The 22,061-nt window shown below is 37.6% G+C and carries 25 protein-coding genes; 15 read left to right on the top strand and 10 right to left on the bottom strand.

All coding sequences use genetic code 11. The features are described 5' to 3' along the window. Positions 1-10 precede the first annotated feature (10 nt). A complete protein-coding gene (locus ACO1DI_RS17760; protein WP_033580771.1) occupies positions 11-2,152 on the top strand; it encodes a PAS domain-containing sensor histidine kinase in 2,142 nt (713 codons plus the stop codon). 423 nt (positions 2,153-2,575) lie between these two features. Here the strand turns inward: ACO1DI_RS17760 and ACO1DI_RS17755 are convergent, their stop codons facing one another. From ACO1DI_RS17755 to ACO1DI_RS17740, 4 genes are all read right to left on the bottom strand, one after another. Continuing rightward, positions 2,576-2,692, bottom strand: a complete 117-nt coding sequence (locus ACO1DI_RS17755) for a YfhE family protein (protein ID WP_013055148.1) — start codon at positions 2,690-2,692, stop codon at positions 2,576-2,578. A 100-nt stretch (positions 2,693-2,792) separates the two neighbouring features. Next, a complete protein-coding gene (locus tag ACO1DI_RS17750) occupies positions 2,793-3,353 on the bottom strand; it encodes a GNAT family N-acetyltransferase (RefSeq protein WP_013055149.1) in 561 nt (186 codons plus the stop codon). A 255-nt stretch (positions 3,354-3,608) separates the two neighbouring features. Then, positions 3,609-4,736, bottom strand: a complete 1,128-nt coding sequence (locus tag ACO1DI_RS17745) for an amidohydrolase (RefSeq protein ID WP_014461835.1) — start codon at positions 4,734-4,736, stop codon at positions 3,609-3,611. A 60-nt stretch (positions 4,737-4,796) separates the two neighbouring features. Further along, positions 4,797-5,699 carry a TIGR01777 family oxidoreductase gene (locus ACO1DI_RS17740; RefSeq protein WP_182421548.1) on the bottom strand — a complete coding sequence of 301 codons (903 nt, stop codon included), beginning with the start codon at positions 5,697-5,699 and terminating at the stop codon, positions 4,797-4,799. A gap of 97 nt (positions 5,700-5,796) precedes the next feature. Here ACO1DI_RS17740 and recX point away from each other — a divergent pair, with 97 nt between their 5' ends. Next, positions 5,797-6,606: a recombination regulator RecX gene (gene recX / locus ACO1DI_RS17735; protein WP_048021552.1), complete on the top strand. Its 810-nt coding sequence runs from the start codon at positions 5,797-5,799 to the stop codon at positions 6,604-6,606. A 148-nt stretch (positions 6,607-6,754) separates the two neighbouring features. On the opposite strand, the gene ACO1DI_RS17730 is transcribed toward recX, so the two are convergent. Beyond that, positions 6,755-7,408, bottom strand: coding sequence for an SDR family NAD(P)-dependent oxidoreductase (locus tag ACO1DI_RS17730; protein ID WP_423145504.1), 654 nt, complete (start codon positions 7,406-7,408; stop codon positions 6,755-6,757). An 82-nt stretch (positions 7,409-7,490) separates the two neighbouring features. On the opposite strand from ACO1DI_RS17730, the gene ACO1DI_RS17725 reads away from it, so the two are divergent. After that, positions 7,491-7,805, top strand: coding sequence for a YfhH family protein (locus tag ACO1DI_RS17725; RefSeq protein ID WP_013055154.1), 315 nt, complete (start codon positions 7,491-7,493; stop codon positions 7,803-7,805). An 84-nt stretch (positions 7,806-7,889) separates the two neighbouring features. Here ACO1DI_RS17725 and ACO1DI_RS17720 read toward each other — a convergent pair whose 3' ends face one another. Continuing rightward, positions 7,890-8,045: a small, acid-soluble spore protein K gene (locus ACO1DI_RS17720; RefSeq protein WP_028412433.1), complete on the bottom strand. Its 156-nt coding sequence runs from the start codon at positions 8,043-8,045 to the stop codon at positions 7,890-7,892. Positions 8,046-8,180: 135 nt separating this feature from the next. Here ACO1DI_RS17720 and ACO1DI_RS17715 point away from each other — a divergent pair, with 135 nt between their 5' ends. Beyond that, positions 8,181-8,450, top strand: a complete 270-nt coding sequence (locus ACO1DI_RS17715; protein WP_013055156.1) for a YfhJ family protein — start codon at positions 8,181-8,183, stop codon at positions 8,448-8,450. A 63-nt stretch (positions 8,451-8,513) separates the two neighbouring features. On the opposite strand, the gene ACO1DI_RS17710 is transcribed toward ACO1DI_RS17715, so the two are convergent. Beyond that, the gene (locus ACO1DI_RS17710) at positions 8,514-9,494 is read right to left on the bottom strand and encodes a metal-dependent hydrolase (protein ID WP_074682687.1); all 981 of its coding nucleotides are present in this window, start codon (positions 9,492-9,494) and stop codon (positions 8,514-8,516) included. A 239-nt stretch (positions 9,495-9,733) separates the two neighbouring features. Here ACO1DI_RS17710 and mutY point away from each other — a divergent pair, with 239 nt between their 5' ends. Beyond that, entirely contained in the window at positions 9,734-10,828 is a 1,095-nt protein-coding gene (gene mutY, locus ACO1DI_RS17705; RefSeq protein ID WP_115652974.1) for an A/G-specific adenine glycosylase, read from the top strand. 34 nt (positions 10,829-10,862) lie between these two features. Here mutY and ACO1DI_RS17700 read toward each other — a convergent pair whose 3' ends face one another. Then, positions 10,863-11,087, bottom strand: coding sequence for a hypothetical protein (locus tag ACO1DI_RS17700; RefSeq protein ID WP_014461827.1), 225 nt, complete (start codon positions 11,085-11,087; stop codon positions 10,863-10,865). Positions 11,088-11,203: 116 nt separating this feature from the next. On the opposite strand from ACO1DI_RS17700, the gene fabL reads away from it, so the two are divergent. The 5 genes from fabL (at position 11,204) to ACO1DI_RS17675 (ending at position 15,343) form a co-directional block, all read left to right on the top strand. Further along, a complete protein-coding gene (gene fabL, locus ACO1DI_RS17695; RefSeq protein WP_423145503.1) occupies positions 11,204-11,953 on the top strand; it encodes an enoyl-[acyl-carrier-protein] reductase FabL in 750 nt (249 codons plus the stop codon). A 98-nt stretch (positions 11,954-12,051) separates the two neighbouring features. Then, positions 12,052-12,240 (top strand): gamma-type small acid-soluble spore protein, encoded by a 189-nt coding sequence (locus tag ACO1DI_RS17690; protein WP_339998318.1) that lies wholly within the window; start codon positions 12,052-12,054, stop codon positions 12,238-12,240. Between the two features lie 189 nt (positions 12,241-12,429). Then, a complete protein-coding gene (locus ACO1DI_RS17685; RefSeq protein WP_013081548.1) occupies positions 12,430-12,690 on the top strand; it encodes a YgaB family protein in 261 nt (86 codons plus the stop codon). A 195-nt stretch (positions 12,691-12,885) separates the two neighbouring features. Next, positions 12,886-13,422, top strand: coding sequence for a nucleoside tri-diphosphate phosphatase (gene ntdP, locus ACO1DI_RS17680; protein ID WP_013055163.1), 537 nt, complete (start codon positions 12,886-12,888; stop codon positions 13,420-13,422). 169 nt (positions 13,423-13,591) lie between these two features. Beyond that, positions 13,592-15,343, top strand: coding sequence for an ABC transporter ATP-binding protein (locus ACO1DI_RS17675; RefSeq protein WP_014461823.1), 1,752 nt, complete (start codon positions 13,592-13,594; stop codon positions 15,341-15,343). 36 nt (positions 15,344-15,379) lie between these two features. Here ACO1DI_RS17675 and ACO1DI_RS17670 read toward each other — a convergent pair whose 3' ends face one another. After that, entirely contained in the window at positions 15,380-16,468 is a 1,089-nt protein-coding gene (locus ACO1DI_RS17670) for an FUSC family protein (protein WP_014461822.1), read from the bottom strand. A 327-nt stretch (positions 16,469-16,795) separates the two neighbouring features. After that, entirely contained in the window at positions 16,796-18,094 is a 1,299-nt protein-coding gene (locus tag ACO1DI_RS17665) for a glutamate-1-semialdehyde 2,1-aminomutase (protein WP_014461821.1), read from the bottom strand. A 202-nt stretch (positions 18,095-18,296) separates the two neighbouring features. Between ACO1DI_RS17665 and ACO1DI_RS17660 the strand changes: the two genes are divergently transcribed. From ACO1DI_RS17660 to bcp, 5 genes are all read left to right on the top strand, one after another. Continuing rightward, positions 18,297-19,310, top strand: coding sequence for an ABC transporter ATP-binding protein (locus ACO1DI_RS17660; protein WP_014461820.1), 1,014 nt, complete (start codon positions 18,297-18,299; stop codon positions 19,308-19,310). Continuing rightward, on the top strand, positions 19,303-20,094 hold the full coding sequence (locus tag ACO1DI_RS17655; protein ID WP_014461819.1) for an ABC transporter permease: 792 nt from the start codon (positions 19,303-19,305) through the stop codon (positions 20,092-20,094). The genes ACO1DI_RS17660 and ACO1DI_RS17655 overlap by 8 nt, the downstream gene beginning before the upstream one ends. A gap of 9 nt (positions 20,095-20,103) precedes the next feature. Beyond that, on the top strand, positions 20,104-20,889 hold the full coding sequence (locus tag ACO1DI_RS17650) for an ABC transporter permease (RefSeq protein WP_042992595.1): 786 nt from the start codon (positions 20,104-20,106) through the stop codon (positions 20,887-20,889). A gap of 92 nt (positions 20,890-20,981) precedes the next feature. Then, complete coding sequence (locus tag ACO1DI_RS17645) at positions 20,982-21,374, top strand: ion channel (RefSeq protein ID WP_013081554.1); 393 nt, start codon at positions 20,982-20,984, stop codon at positions 21,372-21,374. A gap of 69 nt (positions 21,375-21,443) precedes the next feature. After that, entirely contained in the window at positions 21,444-21,914 is a 471-nt protein-coding gene (gene bcp, locus ACO1DI_RS17640) for a thioredoxin-dependent thiol peroxidase (RefSeq protein WP_423145502.1), read from the top strand. Positions 21,915-22,061: the final 147 nt, after the last annotated feature.

Here is a 22,061-nt window from a genome sequence, read left to right as displayed (position 1 = left end):
GTGAACAAACATGAAATGGTTTAAATCTCATACGTTTTGGAAAATCTTCACGATTAATGTGCTTCTTATTTGTACCGTACTGACGCTAATGTTTATAGTTTCAAGAGTGATGCTTCCTAATATTTCTCAAGATCAATATCGACAGGTAACTGATAAAACCGTCAAGAGAATGAAAGAGCAAATCAACGTCGTTATTAAAGATATTTGGAGCTTGGGAGACGAGGTACAGCAAGATCCTATTTTTTTATCGGATGATGAACAAGAGATAGACAAAGAACTGCAGAAAATAGTTAATATTTCACCGTATATCGATAGCGGAACCATTTTTAATACAAAAGGGTATGTGGAGCATTATTACCCAGATGATTTAAAGAGTATGAAGCACGTGAACTTAAGTAAAAGAAAATATTTTCAAGAAGCACTGCGAACTAAAAAAATATATTTAAGCGATGTCGTTTCAGCAGACACAAAGCATTACATTGTGGTGATGGCGATTCCTATTTTGGATGAGCAGCAAAATGTAAAAAAAGTTATAAATTTAGCGCTGCGCATTGAAGAAAATAAAAGCTTTCAATCCATTTTTCAAACGTTCGATATAGGAGAGAACGGCTATACATTTATTGTAGACCGCAATGGTAGAATTATTTCACACCCGGAGAAACAGAGAATCGGTGAAAATGCCAGGAAAAATGAAATCGTCCAGGAAACGATGAATCATAAATCAGGATATCAGCGCGTTGTGAACACCGAAGGTAAGTACTTTTTTGCGTCATTTGAATATATTCCTGTTTTGGATTGGGGAATTGTCGCTGAATTACCCGTTGAAGAAATTTATAGGCCTTATGAAACGTTTGAAAAAACGCTTTGGACCGTTTCAGCTATTACGATTTTACTGCTTTCTTTTTTTACTGCGCTATATGCAAGGCAAATTGTGAATCCTATTCGTAAACTATATGAATTGGCGGGACAAGTAGCGCGAGGGAATTTTAATCAAAAAATTCCGGAACGAGAAATTGACCGTGGCGAAATCGGTACTTTATCTAAACAGTTTAATGAAATGATTAGCTATATACGCCATTCTAAAGCAAATTTACAGCAAAAAGAAAATCAGTTGCAGGAACAAAAAACGTTTTTAAGACAAGTCATTGATATTAATCCAAGCTATATTTATGCCATTAATCAAAAAAGGGAGTTCATTCTTGTTAATGAATCTTTTGCGATGCTGCTAGGTGAAAAATCTGATGACTTGATTGGACAATCAATTGATAAATATCAGTTCAACCTTCAATCAGATCTTTTATATAAAGGGGCGTTTTCAAACTGTACCCAAAAAGGGATGGTATTAGAAGAACAGTTTAAAGATTCAAAAGGAAACAGGCGCTGGGTCGAAACAGCAAAACTTCCTATTATGAATGAAAAACAGGAAGTAATTCAAATGCTGTGCGTATCGACAGATATTACGGAGCGTAAAAAAGCAGAAGAGAAGCTTAGAACTTCTGAGAAGCTGGCCGTTGTAGGAGAACTTGCAGCTGGAATTGCCCACGAGATCAAAAATCCTTTGACTTCTTTAAAAGGTTTTGTTCACTTATTAAAAGAACAAAATCCCAAAGATGCTTTGTATATAGATATTATGGAAACTGAATTAGAACGAATGAATGGAATCGTAGAAGAATTTTTGATGTTAGGAAAACCTCAGGTTATGAATGTTGAACCCTTGAATATGCAAGCGCTTGTTCAAGAAGTGTGCTCGCTTCTTGAACCTGAAGCAGTAGAAAAAAAGGTAGCTTTCATATTTGAAAGGGACGACCAGTTACCACAGGTATATGGAGATAAAAATCAGTTAAAACAAGTAATTATTAATATTATTAAAAACTCTATCGAAGCAATGCCTGAAGGAGGGAGTATTCATATTACTATTAAAGCAAAAGAAAACCACCTTTGGCTGCAGCTTGCTGATGAAGGGCAAGGTATTCCTCCTGAACGGTTAGCGAAGATAGGCGAGCCTTTTTATAGTACAAAAGAAAAAGGTACAGGTTTAGGGCTGATGGTCAGCTATCGGATTATTAAAGCTCACCATGCGAAGATGACATTTTCTAGTCAGTTAAATCAAGGAACAAGTGTGGATATATTGTTTCCAATAATAAAAAAGTAGGGGAAGTTCCCCTACTTTTTATTATTATACTTATAATACATCAAAAGCTTTCATGCTACTAAAACAAACGAAAGTGCTAAAGAAGATATCCACAGGTTAACAAGAAGTTAACTGCTGAATTGTATAGGATATTCACAACTTTATCCACATTATTCACATTTTTTCAGAAAATTTACATAAAAATTACCCACTGTCATTTCAAGTTATGAAAGCGGTAATATACATATCTGATAAAGTTATACACATTATCCACATAATTGTGGGTAAACTTTGTGGATATAGTAAAGTATTAAAAAATCGTAAATCATACGCATAAAATCTTCGCGTTATTATCTTTACATAATATAAAACGTCCTTCCGATACACAGTGTACAGAAAGGACGTTGGGATGATCAAGCGTTGGATAGAGATGTTTTGCCTCACTTATTTTTTCGTGTAGCCGCCTGCACGGTCTGCTTTTTTAAACTCGCGGCCGTAATAGATTTCTTGAGCGCTACTTAACGTATTTTTTGCGTTTTCTTTTCGTTTTTTTTCAGACATAAAAAAACCTCCAATTAACGTTTTTCGATCATACTACTTATTTTTTCCAGAATCTCTCGTTTTTAATCATAAAAAAGCTCTCCGTGTAACGGAGAGACTCTTACGCTTCTTTAAGCTGGTGATCTTCTTGAACGTCTTGTTCGTGACGCAGGTAGTATAATGTATACAAGTCTTTTGGAATTTCGTATAAATCATATACGTCTTCATGTTGATTAATTTCATCGTATAAAGCTTTGTGTGTTTCATTCGCAAGTACTGCATAAGGCAGTTTTTCGGCAGCCTTAATAGACCTGATATTGATTTTACGAATTCGCATAAAAATTCGCTCTATATTTAACTCAAAGAACAGTTCATTAAAGAACGCTTCTTTTGCAATTTGATTATATCCTTTTCCATGAAATGGTTTGCCAAGCCAAGTGCCTAAAAAACCGGCTTGATCCTGTACATCAAATAAATTAATGGTGCCGATAGGGTTACCCCATTCGTCTAAAATCGTGCGAGAAATAATCTCTCCATGATCTTCTGCTTCCATCGTTTGTTTAGTCACAAATAAAAATTCTTCATAGGAATGGGCTTTATGACGAACAAAAGGGAAGACATCAGGATGTACCATGAGTTCGTATAGAGATTGACAGTCATTTAGGTCACGTTTTTTTAACATAACTTTTCCCTCCTGATCGAGGGTATATACAGACTCCAATCAAGTCCCCACCCTCGAAATTTTTTAATAATTAAAAAAATTTCGGGGTGGGAATCGAACCCACTAGAACCAGTTACCTGGTGGCGCACCATTTGCCTTCCCATTACAAGTCAACAAACATAAAAAGTCAACGTGTGATGTTTATGCTTTTGTGAAATTCACATGCTTCTAAACGTATCATACTAAAAAAAATAAAAAAAGAAAATAGGTAAAATGTTAATTTTTTTTAAATAATATTTTACCATCTATCATGGTGAAAATAGGCTTTGCTAGGTAGTGAAAGGGATGATGGCTCCATAGCACTAAATCAGCGTCTTTTCCTGCTTCGATACTGCCGATTCGATGATCAATACGGAGATTCCGAGCAGCAGTAATCGTGATGCCTTCTAATGCTTTTTGCTCTTCGAGTCCTTCACGTACGGCAATGGATGCGCAAATATTTAGATACTGAATAGGCGTATAAGGATGGTCCGTTGTAATGGAAACTTCTACTCCTTCATTGCAAAGAGCTTGATAAGTTTTCCACGTTTTATTCTTAAGTTCAACTTTTGAGCGGCGTGTTAAAGTTGGACCTACGCTCACTTTTAAATTTCTTCCACCCAGCTCTTTGGCAATTAAATGGCCTTCTGTACAGTGTTCAATACGAACGTCTAAATGAAATTCATCTGCTAAGCGAAGAGCTGATAGAATATCATCGGCCCTATGAGCATGAATTCGAACTGGAATCTCTCTATTCAGTGCTTGAGTGAGAGGTTTGATGCGCAAATCATCTTTGTTGTCACTGCTTTTTGCTTGATAAAAGGCTTCTCGTAGCATCCCCATAATGCCCATTCGCGTAATCGATTCTTTATTGCCGTGGCTGTGAATTCGTTTTGGATTTTCTCCTAGCGCAATCTTAAGTCCAGCTGTCTCTTGAATTAACATTTGAGAAATGCTTGTTCCAGCTGTTTTAATAACGGAAGTTGTGCCTCCAATCACATTTGCACTTCCTGGCATAATGTGTACAGACGTAATACCCGCTTCAATGGCATCTTTAAACCCAGGATCTAAAGGATGTACACTGTCAAAAGCTCGGATATGTGGAGTCATAGGTTCAATGGTTTCGTTAGCATCATTCCCGGCCCAGCCGGTTCCTTCATCATATAATCCTAGATGTGTATGAACATCAATAAATCCAGGGAATAAATAACGCTGTTTGCAGTCAATGACTTCTACTCGAAGAGGTGGCTGCAAGTTTGGCCCAATTAAAACAATTTTTCCATCTTGAATGAGCACATCACTATTATAAATAGGTTTTGACGTAATAGGATAGAGCGTTGCATTTTTCAAGAGAATGGTTTTCATAAAGTTACTCCTATCTATCGGCAGCTTAGTCACCTGTTTTAGGGAAATAACAGAAAATAACTAGAGTAAATCTCGCAATGCATCTTCTAATACAGTATATGTAAAAATGTAATTCTGTTGAATCAATTTTTCAGGTAAAACGCGCTGTCCCTTTAAAATAATCATACTCATTTCTCCCATCAGCAGCTGAAGGCCAAAGCTAGGTACGGGCATCCAATGAGGACGATTCAACACTTTTCCAATCGTCTTTCCAAACTCTTTCATTTGAACGGGATTTGGGGCAGTTACATTAACAGGTCCCTCTATTTGTTGGGTATGGATACAATAATCGATGATCTTCACGACGTCTTGAAGATGTACCCAAGACATCCACTGTTCTCCGGAACCGACTGTTCCTCCTGCAAATAATTTATAAGGAAGGGCCGTAGAAGGAAGTGCTCCGCCACCTTTCCCTAATATAACGCCGAATCTTGTTAAGACAGTACGAATATTGAGTTCCATCGCTTTTAGGGCCTCATTTTCCCACTTTTTTACCGTTTCAGCTAAAAAGTCTGTGCCGATGGATGGAGAAGCTTCTGTGAACGTTTCTTTCGTTGATGTCCCGTAATAACCAACGGCGCTTGCATTTACGTAAAGTGACGGTTTTTCGGGCAACGCAGCCATAATACGAAGGATTTCTTGAGTAGAAGAAAGGCGGCTTTCCACGATGGCTTTTTTGCGCTCGTCCGTCCAGCGGCCGCTGTTAAGTGAAACGCCAGCTAAATTGATAAAAACGTCTGCTCCTTCTACATGCTCTTCAGGTTGGCTGTTTTCTTGCATCCACTCTACATATTTAAGTTTCGGATCTCTTGCAGCTTTATCTGCATTGCGTGTTAAAATATATACATAATGTTTTTGTGTTAAAAAATGTTTTGTTAAAGCTTTACCTACGAATCCAGTTCCTCCAGCAATAACAATTTTCATACGAACTTCCTCCTTTATTGAGATAAATAAAAATGTGTATGATACGTTTGGCGGTTCTTCAGCCATCAATTTAATAAGAAATATGAGGTGAAGGTTAATGCCTGTTGTCACAAAGATCACAACGCAAAAGAATAGCGGTGAACGTTATAATGTGTATTTAGATTACGGTAAAGGTGAAGAGTTTGGCTTTGGTGTTGACGAAAATGTCCTCATCAAATATGACTTAAAAAAAGGTCGTGAGCTTGATGAATTTGAATTAACGGAAATTCAGTATGCAGATGATGAGAAAAAAGCTTATAATTTAGCGATCATTTACTTATCTTATCGAATGCGCTCTGAAAAAGAGGTACATGATTATTTAAAGAAAAAAGAAATTAACTCTACTATTATTCAACAAGTTATTCAGAAACTAGTCAGCCACCGTTATTTAAATGATGAAGAGTTTGCCAAAGCATTTGTGTTAACTCAGATGAACACGACATCAAAAGGACCAAATGTGATTCAAAGAGAATTAAAAGAAAAGGGGATTTCTGATTCCATTATTACCCTTAGTTTATGTGAATACCCTGAAGAACAGCAAATTCAAACTGCTGTAAAATTAATTGAAAAGTTAAAAGGGAAATACAAGAAATTATCTCAAGTGATGATGAAACAAAAAATGGAACAAGCATTGGCAGTGAAGGGCTATTCGTTTTCTGTTATTCAAGAAGCATTTCAGCGAACGGATACAGAAAAAGAAAGTGATGAGGTTTGGGAAGCTCTGCAATATCAAGGAATGAAAGCTCATCGTCGTTTTTCAAAGTATGAAGGCTGGGAATATCAGCAAAAAATGAAGCAGGCTCTTTATAGAAAAGGATTTTCCATTGAACAAATTCAATCATTTCTAGATTCTATTGAAGAGGAATAGAGCGGGGAAAAAAGTATGTTAGTTGAAGGAAGATCCGAACGATGAATCGAGATTCTTGATAGAGAATCCAACTCGTTCGGATTTTTTTATTGTGATGTTTAACATAAGCTTCAAGTATTTAGATGGATGTAGTTATGTTTCAATCTTTTTAAAACAAAATATCTTCTGAGTCATTCTGCTGTTTATAAATAATCCCAGCGATTTCTGAAGCTGAGCGCAAGCGGCTTTTATCTTTAATATGGTTGTTGTGATCCCAAAAAGGAGTATTCATGCCTCCCATATACGCTGCAATCACATGAAGGTTGGTATCTTGGTACTCCACTTTTAAACTTTCTGTAAATCCCCTTACGCCAAATTTACTTGCCACATAGACGCTTTCATTGGCTTTCCCTCGAAGTCCTGCAGTTGAAATGATATTCATAACTTTAGGTTCAGGTCTCGTCAAGAGATGAGGCATAAGCGCTTGCGTTAAAAAAATAGTTCCTTTTACATTTGTATCGATGACTTCATCGATTGCTTGTTTTGTATAATCTGTCAAAGGACCAAAATGTCCAATGCCTGCGTTGTTGATAAGGATATCTACTGAATGCTGCATCAGCAGTTTTTCTACAGATTTTCCTACTTCTTCATACTGTGTAATATCTACAGACATCGTATATACGTTGTCTCCTAGCTCATGCTGAGCCTCAGTTAATTTCTGTTGATTGCGTCCAGCTAGAATGACGTTGTAGTCTTTTGCGTAAAGTTTTGCGAGTTCTTTTCCAAGACCCGTCGCACCGCCTGTGATTAGCACTGTTTTCATTCCCAAAACTCCCTTTTCATAGTCTCCCTTTAGTTATACCTTTTGTTATAATAAAATGAAAGCAAACAAGGGGGAAAACAGCATGTCTGAAAAACGTTATAGTGATATGACGACGTATGAACTTCAACAAGAAATTGGGTCTCTTCAAGAAAAAGCACGAAAAGCTGAACAGCTTGGCATGGTCAACGAGTATGCAGTATTAGAAAGAAAAGTAACAATGGCTAGATCGTATTTATTGGATCCTGAAACGTTTAAAGCAGGGGAAGTATATGAAATTCAAGGAGATCCGGGTTCATATTTTAAAATTGATTATATGAACGGAGTTTTTGCATGGGGGTTTAGACTTGGCTCACCGCAAAATGAAGAGGCATTGCCTATTTCCATGTTGAAAAAATAAAGGGACGAACAAGCAGCACGAAGTGTGCTGCTTGTTTGATTTCTATATTCGCTTTACTTTTAAACAAATAAGCAAAGCAAGCGGTTATTCTTCGCGCTCATTAGAAGCATGCATACGTTCTTGCGGATGCGTATTGATCGTTCCATTTGCACGTTTTGATGCGTATTCTGCTTTTGCTCGAGGCTCGCCTTCAAACTTAGTATGATGTTGGTTTGTAAAATCTTTTGCTTTATTGCGCATCGATACCTCTCCTTTTACAACAGAAAGCGTTGCGGTTATGATATAGTACATGAGGGAGTGAATAACTCCGCATTTATAGTGTAAGTTAAAAGTGCAAACATACTCATAAAGAATTTTGGTAATCGAGGTGTTCTTATGAACGATATATTCGAAAGATTAACGAATCAGCTATTAAATAAAAACAGTTCGCTTTCATATGCTCAAGCCCGTACGTGGGTCGAACTTTTCTGGGAAGATTTTGAGTCATCTTACGCAAAAGCCGGATATGATTATAAAGGGAAAGAAGCGACGGAAAAGGTTGTTACGATGTATATCAACAGCTACGGTGACAAACTTCATGAAATCGCGGTTAAAAACCCTAAATATCAGCATTTATTAAATAACGATGACTATTTAAAACATTAAATAAAAACGAACCGTTTTCTCAAGACGGTTCGTTTTTGGGTTTCATATTTGTTCTTGTTATGATTAGTGCGGGAGGTAATCAAGCTTTTTACGCAATTTTTTCTCACTGAAAATCCAACCAGTGTACGAACAAATAATATTTAAGTCGTAATCAAGCTGTACTACGGCTACAAATGGATAGTAGTCTTTGCTGCGGTAGCGCAAATCAATAAAGCGCACTTCAATGTGGTCGTTATATTCGTCCAGTTCCCATCTATAAATAGGTGAAAAGGAAAGAAAAGCAGATAAATTTTCATCTTTTTTCGCTACTTCAATTACGGCCGACTCAGGAATTGGAACTTTATCAAACGTATCATAAATAAAAATTTCTTCTCCGATTGCTCTTCCTACATGAAAGTACTTTTCGGTCGTCACGGCTAAGTGCCAGTGAGTGAAACGCAGCGTAGGAGAGATATTGAGCTTGATAACATCAGGAAACTGTTTTCGAAGCTTCTTGGCGATTTGATGGCGCATATAAAAGCGCAGTCCATAGTAAAACGCCAATAACACATACAGCGTAATGAATGTTGGTCCTGGCTCTGCTCCAATAAACCAGATTAAAATCGCAAGTACGTGAGCTGAGAAAATCACGTAATCAAACGTGTTGATTACGCCAAGCGCAATCCATTTATTTGTGAAAGGCCGTAAAGCCTGCGTGCCATAAGCGTTAAAGATATCAACAAAAACGTGAATAATGACGCCTGCAAAGGTCCACATCCATAGGTGCAGCAAGTTAGCTCCTGGTAGCAGAAGCGAAAGAATGAGCACGATAAGCAAAGGCCATAAAATAACAGCCGGGATAGAATGTGTAATTCCACGGTGATTGCGGATATACTGTGCATTGTTTCGCAGCTTTAAAACAGTGTCTAAATCAGGTGCTAATGACCCGGCCATTACGCCAATCATCACAGCATCCATTGTGGCTGTATTCGCAGATACAGTGGGGTCTAATGTTGCAAGGCCGCCCAGAGCGATTCCCATTGCAATGTGTGTACCAGTATCCAGAGCGAACTCCTCCTTTGTAAGATGACGATCTTAGATTATTCTAATTCAGCATGAAAGCTTGATTTAAAGCAAAAAATCTCATTTTATTATTAACGCAGCAAATCGGCTGTTTTTATTCATTATTTGAACAATTCATTTTACTATTCATATTTGTAGTTGTTATAAGGTTATCATAAAGTTACTAAGATTCAAAAAGCAACACATTGTATATGTATAGTTAATACCTCGGAGGCTATGACGTGAAACAAAGTAAAGATATTGTACAAAATTTTGATATTCAAGCATTTCAAAATGACTTAATCTCTTGGTTTGAGCAGGAACAGCGCATTTTACCTTGGCGTCAAGATCAGGACCCTTATAAGGTGTGGGTATCTGAAATTATGCTTCAACAAACGAGAGTAGATACGGTCATTCCTTATTTTAATAATTTTATTAGCAAATTTCCCACTATCAAAGACTTAGCTTATGCGAATGAAGATGATGTGTTAAAAGCGTGGGAAGGATTAGGCTATTATTCCCGTGCCCGTAATTTGCAAACCGCTGTTCGAGAAGTCCACGAACAATACGGGGGAAAAGTTCCAAATACGCCAGCAGAAATCTCCAAACTAAAAGGAGTGGGTCCTTATACAACAGGGGCCATTTTAAGTATTGCATACGGAGTGCCACAGCCTGCTGTAGATGGAAATGTCATGCGTGTGCTATCGCGCATTTTATCCGTTTGGGATGATATTGCAAAACCGAAAACAAGAAAGCTGTTTGAAGAAATCGTGCATGAAATTATTTCAAAAGATAATCCTTCCTATTTCAATCAAGGCATGATGGAACTTGGTGCCATTGTCTGTACACCAACTTCTCCTTCCTGTTTGTTATGTCCAGTTCGCGAACACTGCCGCGCTTTTGAAGAAGGAGTGCAGAATGAGCTTCCTGTTAAATCAAAGAAAAAAGCGCCGCGTGCTCTTCAGCTTGCTGCAGCGGTGATTAAAGACGGTGAAGGAAATTATCTAATTCATAAGCGTCCAAGCAAAGGACTTTTAGCTAACCTATGGGAATTTCCAAATATAGAAGTAGATCTTAGTATAGCGCCAGATCATCAGCAGCTTCAGGCATTTATTCAAAATGAGTACGGAGCTGATATTAAAATTAATGCGCCGTTTACCACAATTCAGCACGTGTTTTCTCATATCGTCTGGAACATCACAGTATATGAAGCAGAGCTTGTAAGTGATATCAGTACATTAAAAGATTTGAAAGTGGTTTCTGAAAAAGATTTAGAACAATATGCATTTCCTGTTTCCCATCAAAAAATCTTAAAAGAATATTTACTTGTTAAATAAAAGAAGCGTGGATAAACTCCGCGCTTCTTTTTATTTAATCATATGATACGTGCGTGCCGTGTGTATAATCTGCTTCGTGGCGCTGTAACCCGCCGCGTGCTTCAATTTCTTTAATAATTTGCTGATGAATACTTTGTCCTTCAGCATTTAAATACGGCGTCATTTGCTGTAAAGAGTGATGGAAAAACGCAAGCTCGCTGTCTTTCCACTCGCTTTTAGAAATCATTGAAAGAGCCGTCATGTCTCGACCTACATACATTCTATTCACCTCGTTCATTTCATCAAGTTTTATCTATTTTCCCTATATTACTTGTTTCTTATGCGATAAAATCAGTACAATGTAAAGATAATATGATACATAAGGGAGATGACATCATGTCACAAAAGGTAGCACTAGTTACGGGAAGCAGCAGAGGTATTGGTAAAGAGATTGCTTTACGTCTTGCTAAAGAAGGATACGATATTGTATTAAACTATGCACGAAGCAAAAGTGCAGCGCAGGAAGTAGCGGAAGAAATTAAAGCATTAGGCAGAGAAGCATTAGTTGTTAAAGCAAACGTAGGAAAAGTAGAAAAAATTAAAGAAATGTTTGAGCAAATTGATGAAGCATTCGGTTGCTTAGACGTGTTTGTAAGTAATGCGGCTTCAGGAGTTTTACGTCCTATTATGGAATTAGAAGAAACTCACTGGAATTGGACAATGGACATCAATAGCAAAGGATATTTATTCTGTGCACAAGAAGCGGCTAAACGTATGGAAAAAGTAGGCGGAGGAAAGATTGTTACCATCAGTTCACTTGGTTCTATTCGCTATTTAGAAAATTATACAACAGTAGGTGTGTCAAAAGCTGCTGTAGAAGCATTGACCCGCTATTTAGCAGTGGAGCTGGCTCCAAAGAATATTGTGGTAAATGCTGTATCTGGAGGTGCTGTGGATACAGAAGCATTAAAGCACTTCCCAAATCGTGATGAACTGTTAGATGATGCGCGCAAACATACTCCAGCTGGTCGTATGGTGGAGCCAAAAGATATGGTAGATGCAGTGATGTTCTTAGTCTCCGATCAAGCAAATATGATTTGCGGTCAAACGCTTATTATTGACGGAGGGCGTTCACTTTTAATGTAAGGTAAATGTATTTTGTGCTTGCGCCTTAAAATACTGAAAAAAAGTTTGCATACCCTATTTACCTCCCGGGCATATTAATTTTCGTGGAGGTGATTACAATGGCAAAACAAACAAACAAAACAGCATCTGGTACAAGCACACAACACGTGAAAAACCAAAATGCTCAGGCATCTAAAAACAACTTCGGTACTGAATTTGGTAGCGAAACAAGTGCTCAAGAAGTGAGACAACAAAACGCACAAGCTGAAGCAAAGAAAAACCAAAACTCTGGTAAATACCAAGGTTAATATCAAAAGCGAACTTAACGTCTTTCAAACGGCGATGTTAAGTTCGCTTTTTCTTATATAAAAAGCAACAAAGTATGACAAAACTTCTTGAAACTTTACACAACTCGTCAAAGGAATCTGTCTCACCTAAACAGAATGTTAACAGAAGTGCCGCGTGTATGGTTAAAGCAAATAGGGAGGAGCTATCGTATGAAAAAATTTGATCAGCTAGTGACTCAACAATTGGAGACCATGGATCAACTTCTGTTTTTGCAGTCTGAGATTGAGCGCTGTCAGGAAATTGAAGGTGAACTAATAAAACTTCATGAAGAAGCAAAACTTCATTCTGTGCAAGATGAAATTAGTGAAATGAAGCTAAAATTAAAAGAGATTCAATTGACGTTTGAAGCACAAACCGAAGACATTATTCGTACATATAAAAGTGAAGGGGCTTGCTCTACACTTGCTTAATGAACATTGATGTGTCACTTCCTCTCTTTTTTAAGGCTGCCAAGCAAAGGAAAAGTAGGGGAAGTGACTTTTTTGAACTCAAGAAGGTTAGCACATTTGTGTTAAAATGAGAGAGAAACCGTTATAATAAACATAAGACAAATGGAGACGTTATATGAATTTTTTTAAGTGCTAAAATGAAAGTAGGTATTGGAGATGGGAATTCCGGTGGAAGGAGAAACAATTCAAATACACAGCTACAAGCATAATGGACATATTCATCGCGTGTGGGATCGGACAACCGTATTAAAAGCAACCAATAACTTAGTGATTGGAGGAAATGATCGTACGGTCGTTACAGAATCAGATGGACGAACATGGGTCACAAGAGAGCCTGCAATTTGTTATTTTCATGCTCAGCAATGGTTTAACGTCATTGGGATGATTCGTGAAGATGGAATTTATTATTACTGCAATATCAGTTCGCCGTTCATTTATGATGACAATGAAGCGCTCAAATATATTGATTATGATTTAGATATCAAAGTCTATCCAGATATGACATACACCCTTCTTGATGAAGATGAATATGAGAAGCATCGAAAAGAAATGAATTATCCAGAAGTGATTGACCGTATTTTACATAATCACGTAGAGGAGTTAAAAGGTTGGATTCGACAGCGAAAAGGCCCGTTTGCTCCAGATTTCATTGACATTTGGTATGAGCGTTTTTTAACATATCGGCATTCTTGATGAATGATCTAGAGAACATTATGTTAGGCCGTCTAAAGCTGACTGTTTGATATAATGTTCTTTTTGGCGTTATGCTCACCATGTTTTAGAAGAGATAAAAGCACTAAAAAATCGACGCGTGTACATATACTAAGAAAGCTTGCCCTCATAGATAGAAAGGGGAGATTTTATGGGAAGTATAAGACGCTACATGAAGTTTGTACAGCCATACAAATGGCAAATTGTCGGCACTGTATTAATTGGTATTATTAAATTTGCTATTCCTTTATTAATTCCGCTGCTTTTGAAATATGTTTTGGACGATATCGTAAATGGACATGGCATGTCTTCCTCTGAAAAAGTTCATAAAATGGTGACGATTATGGGAATTTCGTTTGTTATATTTTTAGTGTTAAGACCTCCCATTGAATATTACAGGCAGTATTATGCTCAGTGGGTATCGAGCAAAGTATTATATGATATTCGAGATCAGCTGTTTAGCCATATTCAAAAGCTTAGCTTACGTTACTATGCAAATACTCGAGCGGGTGAAGTGATTTCACGAGTCATCAATGATGTAGAGCAAACAAAAAACTTTGTTATCACAGGCTTAATGAATGTATGGCTTGATATGATGACGATTGTAATAGCCATTGTGATTATGTTTACGATGAATGTACCTTTAACACTGGTATCGATTATTTTGCTGCCGGTTTATGCGTTCTCTGTAAAATATTTTTACAGTCGTCTGCGCCATTTAACCAGAGTCCGTTCGCAGGCCTTAGCGGAAGTGCAGGGTCACTTACATGAAAGAGTTCAAGGAATCTCTGTTATTCGCAGCTTTGCTATTGAGCCTCATGAGCAGAAACAATTTGATAAGCAAAATTCAAATTTTCTACAAAAAGCAATCAATCATACGAATTGGAATGCAAAAACATTTGCAGTAGTGAATACCATTACTGATTTGGCGCCTTTAATCGTGATTACATTTGCTGGATATCAAGTCATCACAGAAAGTCTTAGCGTAGGAACGATGGTAGCATTTGTTGCCTACATTGATCGCTTGTATAATCCGCTTCGTCGATTGGTCAATTCATCTACTACCCTCACACAGTCTGTTGCATCTATGGATCGGGTATTTGAGTTCATTGATGAAGAATATGATATTACGGATAAAGAAGATGCAAAAGAATGCGCTGAGCTTCATGGAAAGGTTCAGTTTGAGAATGTTTCATTTGCTTATGAGAAAGAAGAAAAACCTGTTATTCATGATATTAATTTAGATGTAGAAAAAGGAAAATCCGTTGCGTTTGTTGGAATGAGCGGAGGAGGGAAATCCACGCTTATCAGCTTAATTCCCCGCTTTTACGATGTGACAGAAGGGAAAATCCTTATTGATGACATCGATATCAAAACTTATAAAGTACGCAGCCTGCGAGATAAGATTGGAATCGTCCTGCAGGATACGGTGCTGTTTAGTGACACGGTTAAAAACAACATACTGCTTGGAAAGCCAGGGGCGACAGATGAAGAAGTCATCGCTGCGGCAAAAGCTGCAAATGCTCACGATTTTATCATGAACTTGCCCGAAGGATATGATACAAAAGTGGGAGAGCGAGGAATGAAGCTGTCTGGAGGCCAAAAACAGCGTATTTCCATTTCGCGCGTATTTTTAAAAAATCCGGCTATTCTTATTTTTGATGAAGCCACTTCAGCTTTAGATTTGGAAAGCGAGCACTATATTCAAGAAGCGTTAGCTGAACTGGCAAAAGACCGTACCACCTTTATTGTAGCCCATCGTTTATCTACAATTACTCATGTTGATGAAATTGTGCTTTTAGAAAATGGAAGAGTAGTCGAACGAGGTTCTCATGAAGAGTTAATTAAGAAAAAAGGTCACTACTATGAGCTCTTTAACGTTCAGCAGCTTGATACCATTTAAAAAACACCCCCTATGGTTCACCATAGGGGGTGTTTTTTAATCCTCTTGTCGCTGATGATTAATATCAAAAGAGTTGTCATCTTTGTGATAGTTTTGGAACGTATCAATCAGCTTATCAAGATGTTCTAACTCTTCACTATACTCAATGATAACAGAAATTAAAGGAAATATATGATAAATAACTTTATTCTCTTCATCATTATCGTATATTTTGTACTGCATAAATTTATCGATTAAAGCTCGTTTTCCAACGCAGGCTTCGTTTGGTACAGTAGTGGTTGGCTGTACGCGTAATTTCCCAATGAATTTTAACAATACTTGCTCATGGTACATTAGAAGACACTCAGCTTCAGATTTGATTAAATCTTGAAATTGCTGAGGCATGACTTGAAGGTCGTTTTCTACTCGGTGAAGTAGTTTCAAAGTTGTAAGAGCCCGTGTTGTTACGGTAATCATTTGACGAAATAAAACAAGCTTGCGTGATTTAACAAAACGTTTTTTCTTTGAATAAGTTCTTTCTTCTTTATAAAAGTCGAAAAGTTGATTCATCTTCGCCATATTGTCTTTCATTTTTTCAATGTCTTCTTTTAACAATGTGTGCTCAGATGCGTGATAAAGATTCATGCGAATCCATTTAATAATTTCTTCCGTTGTGCTTACAATTTTATAATACAGTTTTGTTTCATACTTTGGCGGAATAAAAATAAGATTGACAATAAATGCTGAGAATACACCAAGTAACACTGTACCAAAGCGTATAAGCGCATATTCAACGAAATTATCTCCTGGATTTTCCATGATTGCAATTACTGTCACAAGCGCAAGTCCAATTGTATTATTAATACGTAATTTTAAGTTGACTGCGATGACAACAACAGCGGTAAAACCAATAATGATGGGATGGGTACCAAAAATAAGTCCAAAACAAACTGCAGAAGCAGCTCCAATCACATTCGCCTGTATTTGCTCCAATATCGTTAAATAAGATCTGTAAATAGACGGTTGAATTGCAAAAACAGCCGCAATTGCCGCAAATATTGGAGATGGTAAACTTAGAAATTCACCTAATAACAATGAAAGTGTAATGGCAATTCCCGTTTTTAAGATGCGGGCACCAAGTTTCATGTGCGTTCGTAGTTCCTTTCTGTAAAAAAGTTTTTTCGTTATGAAGAATGTTCCCCAAAACAAATGATAAATTGCAAAAATCAATCCTTCTTTATTACATAACCTGTTGGAAATAATATAAACAATAACATACTATACAAGGTTTAAGAATGGATATCAAGAGAAAACAAGCAGAAAAATAAGGGTATTTCTCGGGATTTTTCGACAGGCTGACAAAAAGGAGATGACGTGTAAGAAATGGTTATGAAGGGTGAGGATGTTCTATAAGAAAACCCAAAGATAAGACAAAAAAGCACTCATTTTCAAACGAGTGCTTTAGAGTAAAAATTAGCGTTCTTCACTTAACTGTTTAAATGCTTTTTCCACTGCTTCTAATGTGTCGGTAATATCTTGTTCTGTATGAGCTGTAGTAAGGAACCATGCTTCATATTTCGAAGGAGCTAAATTGACACCTTGGTGGAGCATTAGTTTAAAGAAGCGTGCGAATAACTCGCCGTCTGTATTTTCTGCTTGTTCATAGTTTTTAACCGTTTCTGTTGTAAAGTAGAGAGTAAGAGCGCCTTTTAATCGATTGATCGTAATTGGCATGTTATATGTACGAGCATGTTTTAAAATACCTTCTTCGAGCATCGCCCCTAGCTTATCCAGCTGTTCATAAACGCCTTCTTGCTTTAGTACTTCCAGGCAAGCAATCCCAGAAAGAATAGAAGCTGGGTTTCCTGCCATTGTACCTGCTTGATAAGCGGGCCCGAGTGGTGCCACTTTTTCCATGATTTCTTTCTTACCGCCATAGGCTCCGATTGGAAGACCGCCCCCGATGATTTTTCCAAATGCAGTGAGGTCAGGTTTTACACCAAGCAAGTCTTGAGCTCCACCGTACATAAAGCGAAACGCTGTAATAACTTCATCGTAAATAACAAGCGCTCCAGCTTCGTGAGTTAATTCATTTACTTGTTCTAAAAAGCCGGGTTCGGGCTCAACAATTCCGAAGTTTCCAACGATCGGTTCTACTAAAACAGCCGCAATCTGATCGCCCCATTTTTCTAATGCTTCCTTGTAAGGCTCGATATCGTTAAAAGGAACCGTGATGACTTCATTAGCGATACTTTTTGGTACACCAGCAGAGTCAGGAGTTCCGAGTGTAGAAGGACCAGATCCAGCTGCTACTAATACAAGGTCAGAATGGCCGTGGTAGCAACCTGCAAATTTAATGATTTTATCGCGTCCAGTATAAGCTCGTGCTACACGGATTGTTGTCATAACTGCTTCTGTTCCAGAGTTGACGAAGCGCACTTTATCTAATGCGGGCATCGCTTCTTTGAGCATTTTAGCAAATGTGACTTCATGAGCAGTTGGAGTACCGTAAAGAACACCCGTTTCAGCTGCTTTTGTAATAGCTTTCGTGATATGAGGATGAGCGTGTCCTGTAATAATAGGACCGTAAGCTGCTAAATAGTCAATATATTTATTTCCATCGACGTCCCAGAAATAAGCTCCGCTTGCCTTTTCCATTGCAACAGGTGCTCCGCCTCCTACGGCTTTATATGAACGTGAAGGGCTGTTAACGCCGCCTACAATATGTTCGAGCGCTTCAGCGTGTAATTGTTCTGATTTTGTAAATTGCATGTTATGCCTCCTAATGAAAAGTTCAACTTCTTTATTCTATCAAACTTATTTGTTTCTTGAAAAACATTCGAGAACGTGTATGATAGAAATTTGTGAGCTAACTGCTAGAAAATAGTTCCTCGTCTCTTGGAGGAGTTGCTAGCAAGGGCGCCGGAAACAATAAAAGAAACCACTAATACGTCGACGTAACGGAGGGAATACAATGAAAAATGCTATTGAGGTGAATCAACTTCGGAAAGAATTTAAAGCCTATTCTAGCCGCTCTGGCCTTAAAGGGGCATTCCGGGATTTATTTACCCGAAATTATAGAGTTATGAAAGCTGTAAATGATATTTCGTTTACCGTGAAACAAGGGGAAATGGTAGGGTATATAGGAGAAAACGGAGCGGGAAAATCGACAACAATCAAAATGTTGACAGGAATTTTAACTCCTACTTCAGGCGACATTACCGTAAATGGCATGAACCCTCATAAAGAAAGGGAAAAGTTTGCCCAAACGATTGGAGTTGTTTTTGGTCAACGCTCTCAGCTGTGGTGGGATATTGCTGTACAAGAATCTTTTCGCCTGTTAAAAAAAGTATACAAAGTATCAGATGAAGATTATAACGCTCATATGGAGCACGTTATTCAAACGTTAGATATTGGACCGCTACTAGATAAGCCGGTGCGAAAGCTTTCTCTAGGTCAAAGAATGCGCTGTGAGCTGGCTGCTGCTCTTATTCATAATCCGCCGCTTCTATTTCTAGATGAACCGACGATCGGTTTAGATGTACTAGTTAAATTAAAAATCCGCCAATTTTTAAAAGAAATTAATGAAAAATATAATACGACAATTTTGCTTACGACACATGATTTAGCAGATATTGAAGCTTTATGTGAACGCGTTGTAATGCTGGATGAAGGCAGTATTATTTATGACGGTTCGCTGCAAAAGCTGCGTTCGAATTGGGGAGACCTTAAACAAGTTACGTTTGAATTTGGAACCGCGCCAAATAAAGAGCAGTTGAAGCTATTGACGCAAGGGATGCCTGTTAACTGGATTGAAGGTGATCAAAAATATTTGTGGACAGCACAGCTTCAAAATAAAGGGGACTTAATGTCACAGCTGATTGCTAAAGTGGTGGCAAAGCATGAAATCAATGATATTAACATTGAAGAAATTTCAACGGAAGAAATCATCCGCAACATTTATGAAGAAGGTGTTGTGAATGGATAAATATATAGAGATGATACGCATTCGCTTTTTAATGATGCTGGCGTATCGGACGAATTATTACAGCGGAATATTGATTTATGCGATTAATATTGGTGCTTACTACTTTTTATGGTCCGCTATTTATGGTGGAAAAGAGAATATTCAAGGCTTATCCATTATTCAAATGACAACGTATGTAGCCGTTTCATGGATGGCAAGAGCCTTTTATTTTAATAACATTGACCGTGAAATGGCAATGGAAATTAAAGATGGCAAAGTGGCAGTAGAGTTAATTAAGCCTTATAGCTACCTTGGTATGAAAACAATGCAAGGACTGGGAGAAGGGATTTTTCGGCTGCTGTTTTTCTCAGTGCCCGGTATGATTATTGTCGCGTTTTTATTTCCTGTACAGTTCTCAGCAAATGCAGCAACATGGCTTTATTTTGGACTGTCTTTGATTTTTAGTTTCATTATTAATACACAAATTAATTTATTAACGGGTATCACGACTTTCTTTCTCTTTAACAATGATGGACTCATTCGAGCGAAGCGCGTTGTTATTGATTTGTTTTCAGGACTTCTTCTGCCCATCAGTTTCTATCCTTTATGGGCGCAACATATTATGAGCTATTTCCCTTTTCAGGCCATTAGTTATATTCCTAGCATGATTTTCACAAATGGATTTAAAGGGCAGGAAGTAATAAATGCTCTTATCACACAAGCAGTTTGGTCAGGACTTCTATTTATTCCTATTGCATGTTTGTGGAACATAGCGAAGAAAAAAATGGTTATTCAAGGAGGGTAGTCTATGAAAATGTTTTATTTTTCGATTTTCTTTCAGTACATTAGTCAATATATGAAAACACGGCTTCAGTATCGCACCGACATGGTAGTTGAAATCATTTCAGACTTATTGTTTCAAACAGTTAATTTGATTTTTATTTTAGTTGTATTTGGACATACTCAGTCGCTGCACGGATGGTCACGAGAGGAAATTATCTTTATTTATGGTTTCTTTTTGGTCCCTTTTGCTATTTTTTCGTCTTTCTTTAACATTTGGGATTTCAACGAGCGCTACATTGTTAAAGGCGAAATGGACCGAATTTTAACGCGGCCGATTCACAGTTTGTTTCAAGTTATTTTAGAGCGGATGGAACTAGAATCATTGTTTGGTGGTATCACAGGGATTGCAGTAATGGCTTACGCTGCGTCTTCTTTACATCTTCATTTCCAGTGGTATGATGTTTTTATTTTTCTATTATTTATTTTAGGAGGAGCGCTTGTCTACGCAGGAATTTTCATCGCCTTAGCAAGCATAGGCTTCTGGTCGGATGCCAGAACCTCTATTATGCCTACTATTTATAATATTGGAAACTACGGAAGGTATCCTGTAGATATTTATAATAATGTCATCCGATATGTTTTAACGTGGATTCTTCCCTTTGCATTTGTAGGCGTATATCCAGCTGCTTATTTCTTAGGAAGGGCTGAATGGTACGGATATGCATTTTTAACCCCAGTGATGGGAATCGTTTTTTTTGGAATCTCTATTTTCTTATGGAATACAGGTGTCAAAAAATACAGAGGAGCAGGCAATTAAATGCCTGCTCTTTTTCGTGGCTTCAGAGTAGTAATGAACGGACAAGAACGCGCGTATAGTGGTAATAGAGTATAAATTAAAGGAGTAGAATGATGGTAATTTTTCTAATCCTCGTTATCATTGTCTTTGTAATTGGTAGTATGAAGTTTCTCTTTGAAAAAGAACTTGGAGAATTTCATTTTTTCTCAATTGGTCATTTCTTTGTCTTGTTTTATTCATATATCACAGTTTTATTGGGATTTAGCCTTATTTATACGGTGTGTGAAATGGGAAGTATTCCGGTGTTAAGCGGAGGATTTGAACATGAAGGTCACTATTTTTACACGCTGTTTAACAGCATGTATTTTAGCGCAGCGACGTTATTTTCAGTAGGATATGGAGATATGTATCCGGTTGGAATTGGGAAATTGTTTGCAACTTTTGAAGCGTTTATCGGCTATATTATGCCTGCAATCTTTGTGATGCGAACTGTCACCCGCACTTAAACTTGTCATCTTATCCGATATTGGGTACGCTATTCAAAGAAAATGAAAAGCGTAAAGGAGAAGATAAATATGACAGCTGTAGTTGGAGAAAAAGCACCTGATTTTGTATTGATGTCTACAAATGGAGAGCAAGTATCACTCGCTTCGATGAAAGGGAAAAACGTCGTGCTGTATTTTTATCCGAAAGATATGACGCCAGGCTGTACAACAGAAGCCTGTGATTTCAGAGATCAGCATGAAAATTTTGAAGAGCTAGATGCGGTGATTCTAGGAGTGAGCCCGGATCCAATCGACAAACACCATAAGTTTATTGATAAGCACGGCCTGCCGTTCTTACTGTTGGCTGACGAAGATCACAGCGTAGCTGAAGAGTATGGAGTATGGACGCTGAAAAAAAACTTTGGAAAAGAATATATGGGCATTGAACGCTCCACTTTTATCATTAGTAAAGAAGGAATGCTCGTAAAAGAGTATCGCAAGGTTCGGGTAAAAGGGCATGTGGAAGAAGCTTTATCATTTATTAAAGAAAAAATGGCATAAAAACAGGCAGATAACTAGAGCAGTTTTAGTCTTTGAACATACAATATCAGTGTAGGGCATACCTCCTCAGATGTTAATATATTTAAAAGTGTGGATTGACTTCCACACTTCTTTTTTTGCATAAAATATATGAATAATTTCTACTTA

Origin of the sequence: Priestia sp. 40 (assembly GCF_049368575.1) — a bacterium.
GTDB classification, from domain to species: Bacteria; Bacillota; Bacilli; order Bacillales; family Bacillaceae_H; genus Priestia; species Priestia zanthoxyli.
Note: the sequence above shows the minus strand (reverse complement) of the source record. Positions and strands in the feature narration are given on the sequence as shown.

Coding starts and splice junctions, on each gene's coding strand:
- ACO1DI_RS17660 (WP_014461820.1), top strand. CDS start 18,297: ATGAAAAATGCTATTGAGGTGAATCAACTTCGGAAAGAATTTAAAGCC.
- ACO1DI_RS17730 (WP_423145504.1), bottom strand. CDS start 7,408: ATGAAAACAGTGCTAATCACAGGCGGTGCGACGGGTCTTGGAAAAGAA.
- ACO1DI_RS17645 (WP_013081554.1), top strand. CDS start 20,982: ATGGTAATTTTTCTAATCCTCGTTATCATTGTCTTTGTAATTGGTAGT.
- ACO1DI_RS17745 (WP_014461835.1), bottom strand. CDS start 4,736: ATGAAAACCATTCTCTTGAAAAATGCAACGCTCTATCCTATTACGTCA.
- ACO1DI_RS17755 (WP_013055148.1), bottom strand. CDS start 2,692: ATGTCTGAAAAAAAACGAAAAGAAAACGCAAAAAATACGTTAAGTAGC.
- ACO1DI_RS17670 (WP_014461822.1), bottom strand. CDS start 16,468: ATGAAACTTGGTGCCCGCATCTTAAAAACGGGAATTGCCATTACACTT.
- ACO1DI_RS17665 (WP_014461821.1), bottom strand. CDS start 18,094: ATGCAATTTACAAAATCAGAACAATTACACGCTGAAGCGCTCGAACAT.
- ACO1DI_RS17725 (WP_013055154.1), top strand. CDS start 7,491: ATGTCTGAAAAACGTTATAGTGATATGACGACGTATGAACTTCAACAA.
- bcp (WP_423145502.1), top strand. CDS start 21,444: ATGACAGCTGTAGTTGGAGAAAAAGCACCTGATTTTGTATTGATGTCT.
- recX (WP_048021552.1), top strand. CDS start 5,797: ATGCCTGTTGTCACAAAGATCACAACGCAAAAGAATAGCGGTGAACGT.
- ACO1DI_RS17650 (WP_042992595.1), top strand. CDS start 20,104: ATGTTTTATTTTTCGATTTTCTTTCAGTACATTAGTCAATATATGAAA.
- ACO1DI_RS17675 (WP_014461823.1), top strand. CDS start 13,592: ATGGGAAGTATAAGACGCTACATGAAGTTTGTACAGCCATACAAATGG.
- ACO1DI_RS17760 (WP_033580771.1), top strand. CDS start 11: ATGAAATGGTTTAAATCTCATACGTTTTGGAAAATCTTCACGATTAAT.
- ACO1DI_RS17685 (WP_013081548.1), top strand. CDS start 12,430: ATGAAAAAATTTGATCAGCTAGTGACTCAACAATTGGAGACCATGGAT.
- ACO1DI_RS17690 (WP_339998318.1), top strand. CDS start 12,052: ATGGCAAAACAAACAAACAAAACAGCATCTGGTACAAGCACACAACAC.
- ACO1DI_RS17740 (WP_182421548.1), bottom strand. CDS start 5,699: ATGAAAATTGTTATTGCTGGAGGAACTGGATTCGTAGGTAAAGCTTTA.
- ACO1DI_RS17655 (WP_014461819.1), top strand. CDS start 19,303: ATGGATAAATATATAGAGATGATACGCATTCGCTTTTTAATGATGCTG.
- ACO1DI_RS17750 (WP_013055149.1), bottom strand. CDS start 3,353: ATGTTAAAAAAACGTGACCTAAATGACTGTCAATCTCTATACGAACTC.
- ntdP (WP_013055163.1), top strand. CDS start 12,886: ATGGGAATTCCGGTGGAAGGAGAAACAATTCAAATACACAGCTACAAG.
- fabL (WP_423145503.1), top strand. CDS start 11,204: ATGTCACAAAAGGTAGCACTAGTTACGGGAAGCAGCAGAGGTATTGGT.
- ACO1DI_RS17720 (WP_028412433.1), bottom strand. CDS start 8,045: ATGCGCAATAAAGCAAAAGATTTTACAAACCAACATCATACTAAGTTT.
- ACO1DI_RS17715 (WP_013055156.1), top strand. CDS start 8,181: ATGAACGATATATTCGAAAGATTAACGAATCAGCTATTAAATAAAAAC.
- ACO1DI_RS17700 (WP_014461827.1), bottom strand. CDS start 11,087: ATGTATGTAGGTCGAGACATGACGGCTCTTTCAATGATTTCTAAAAGC.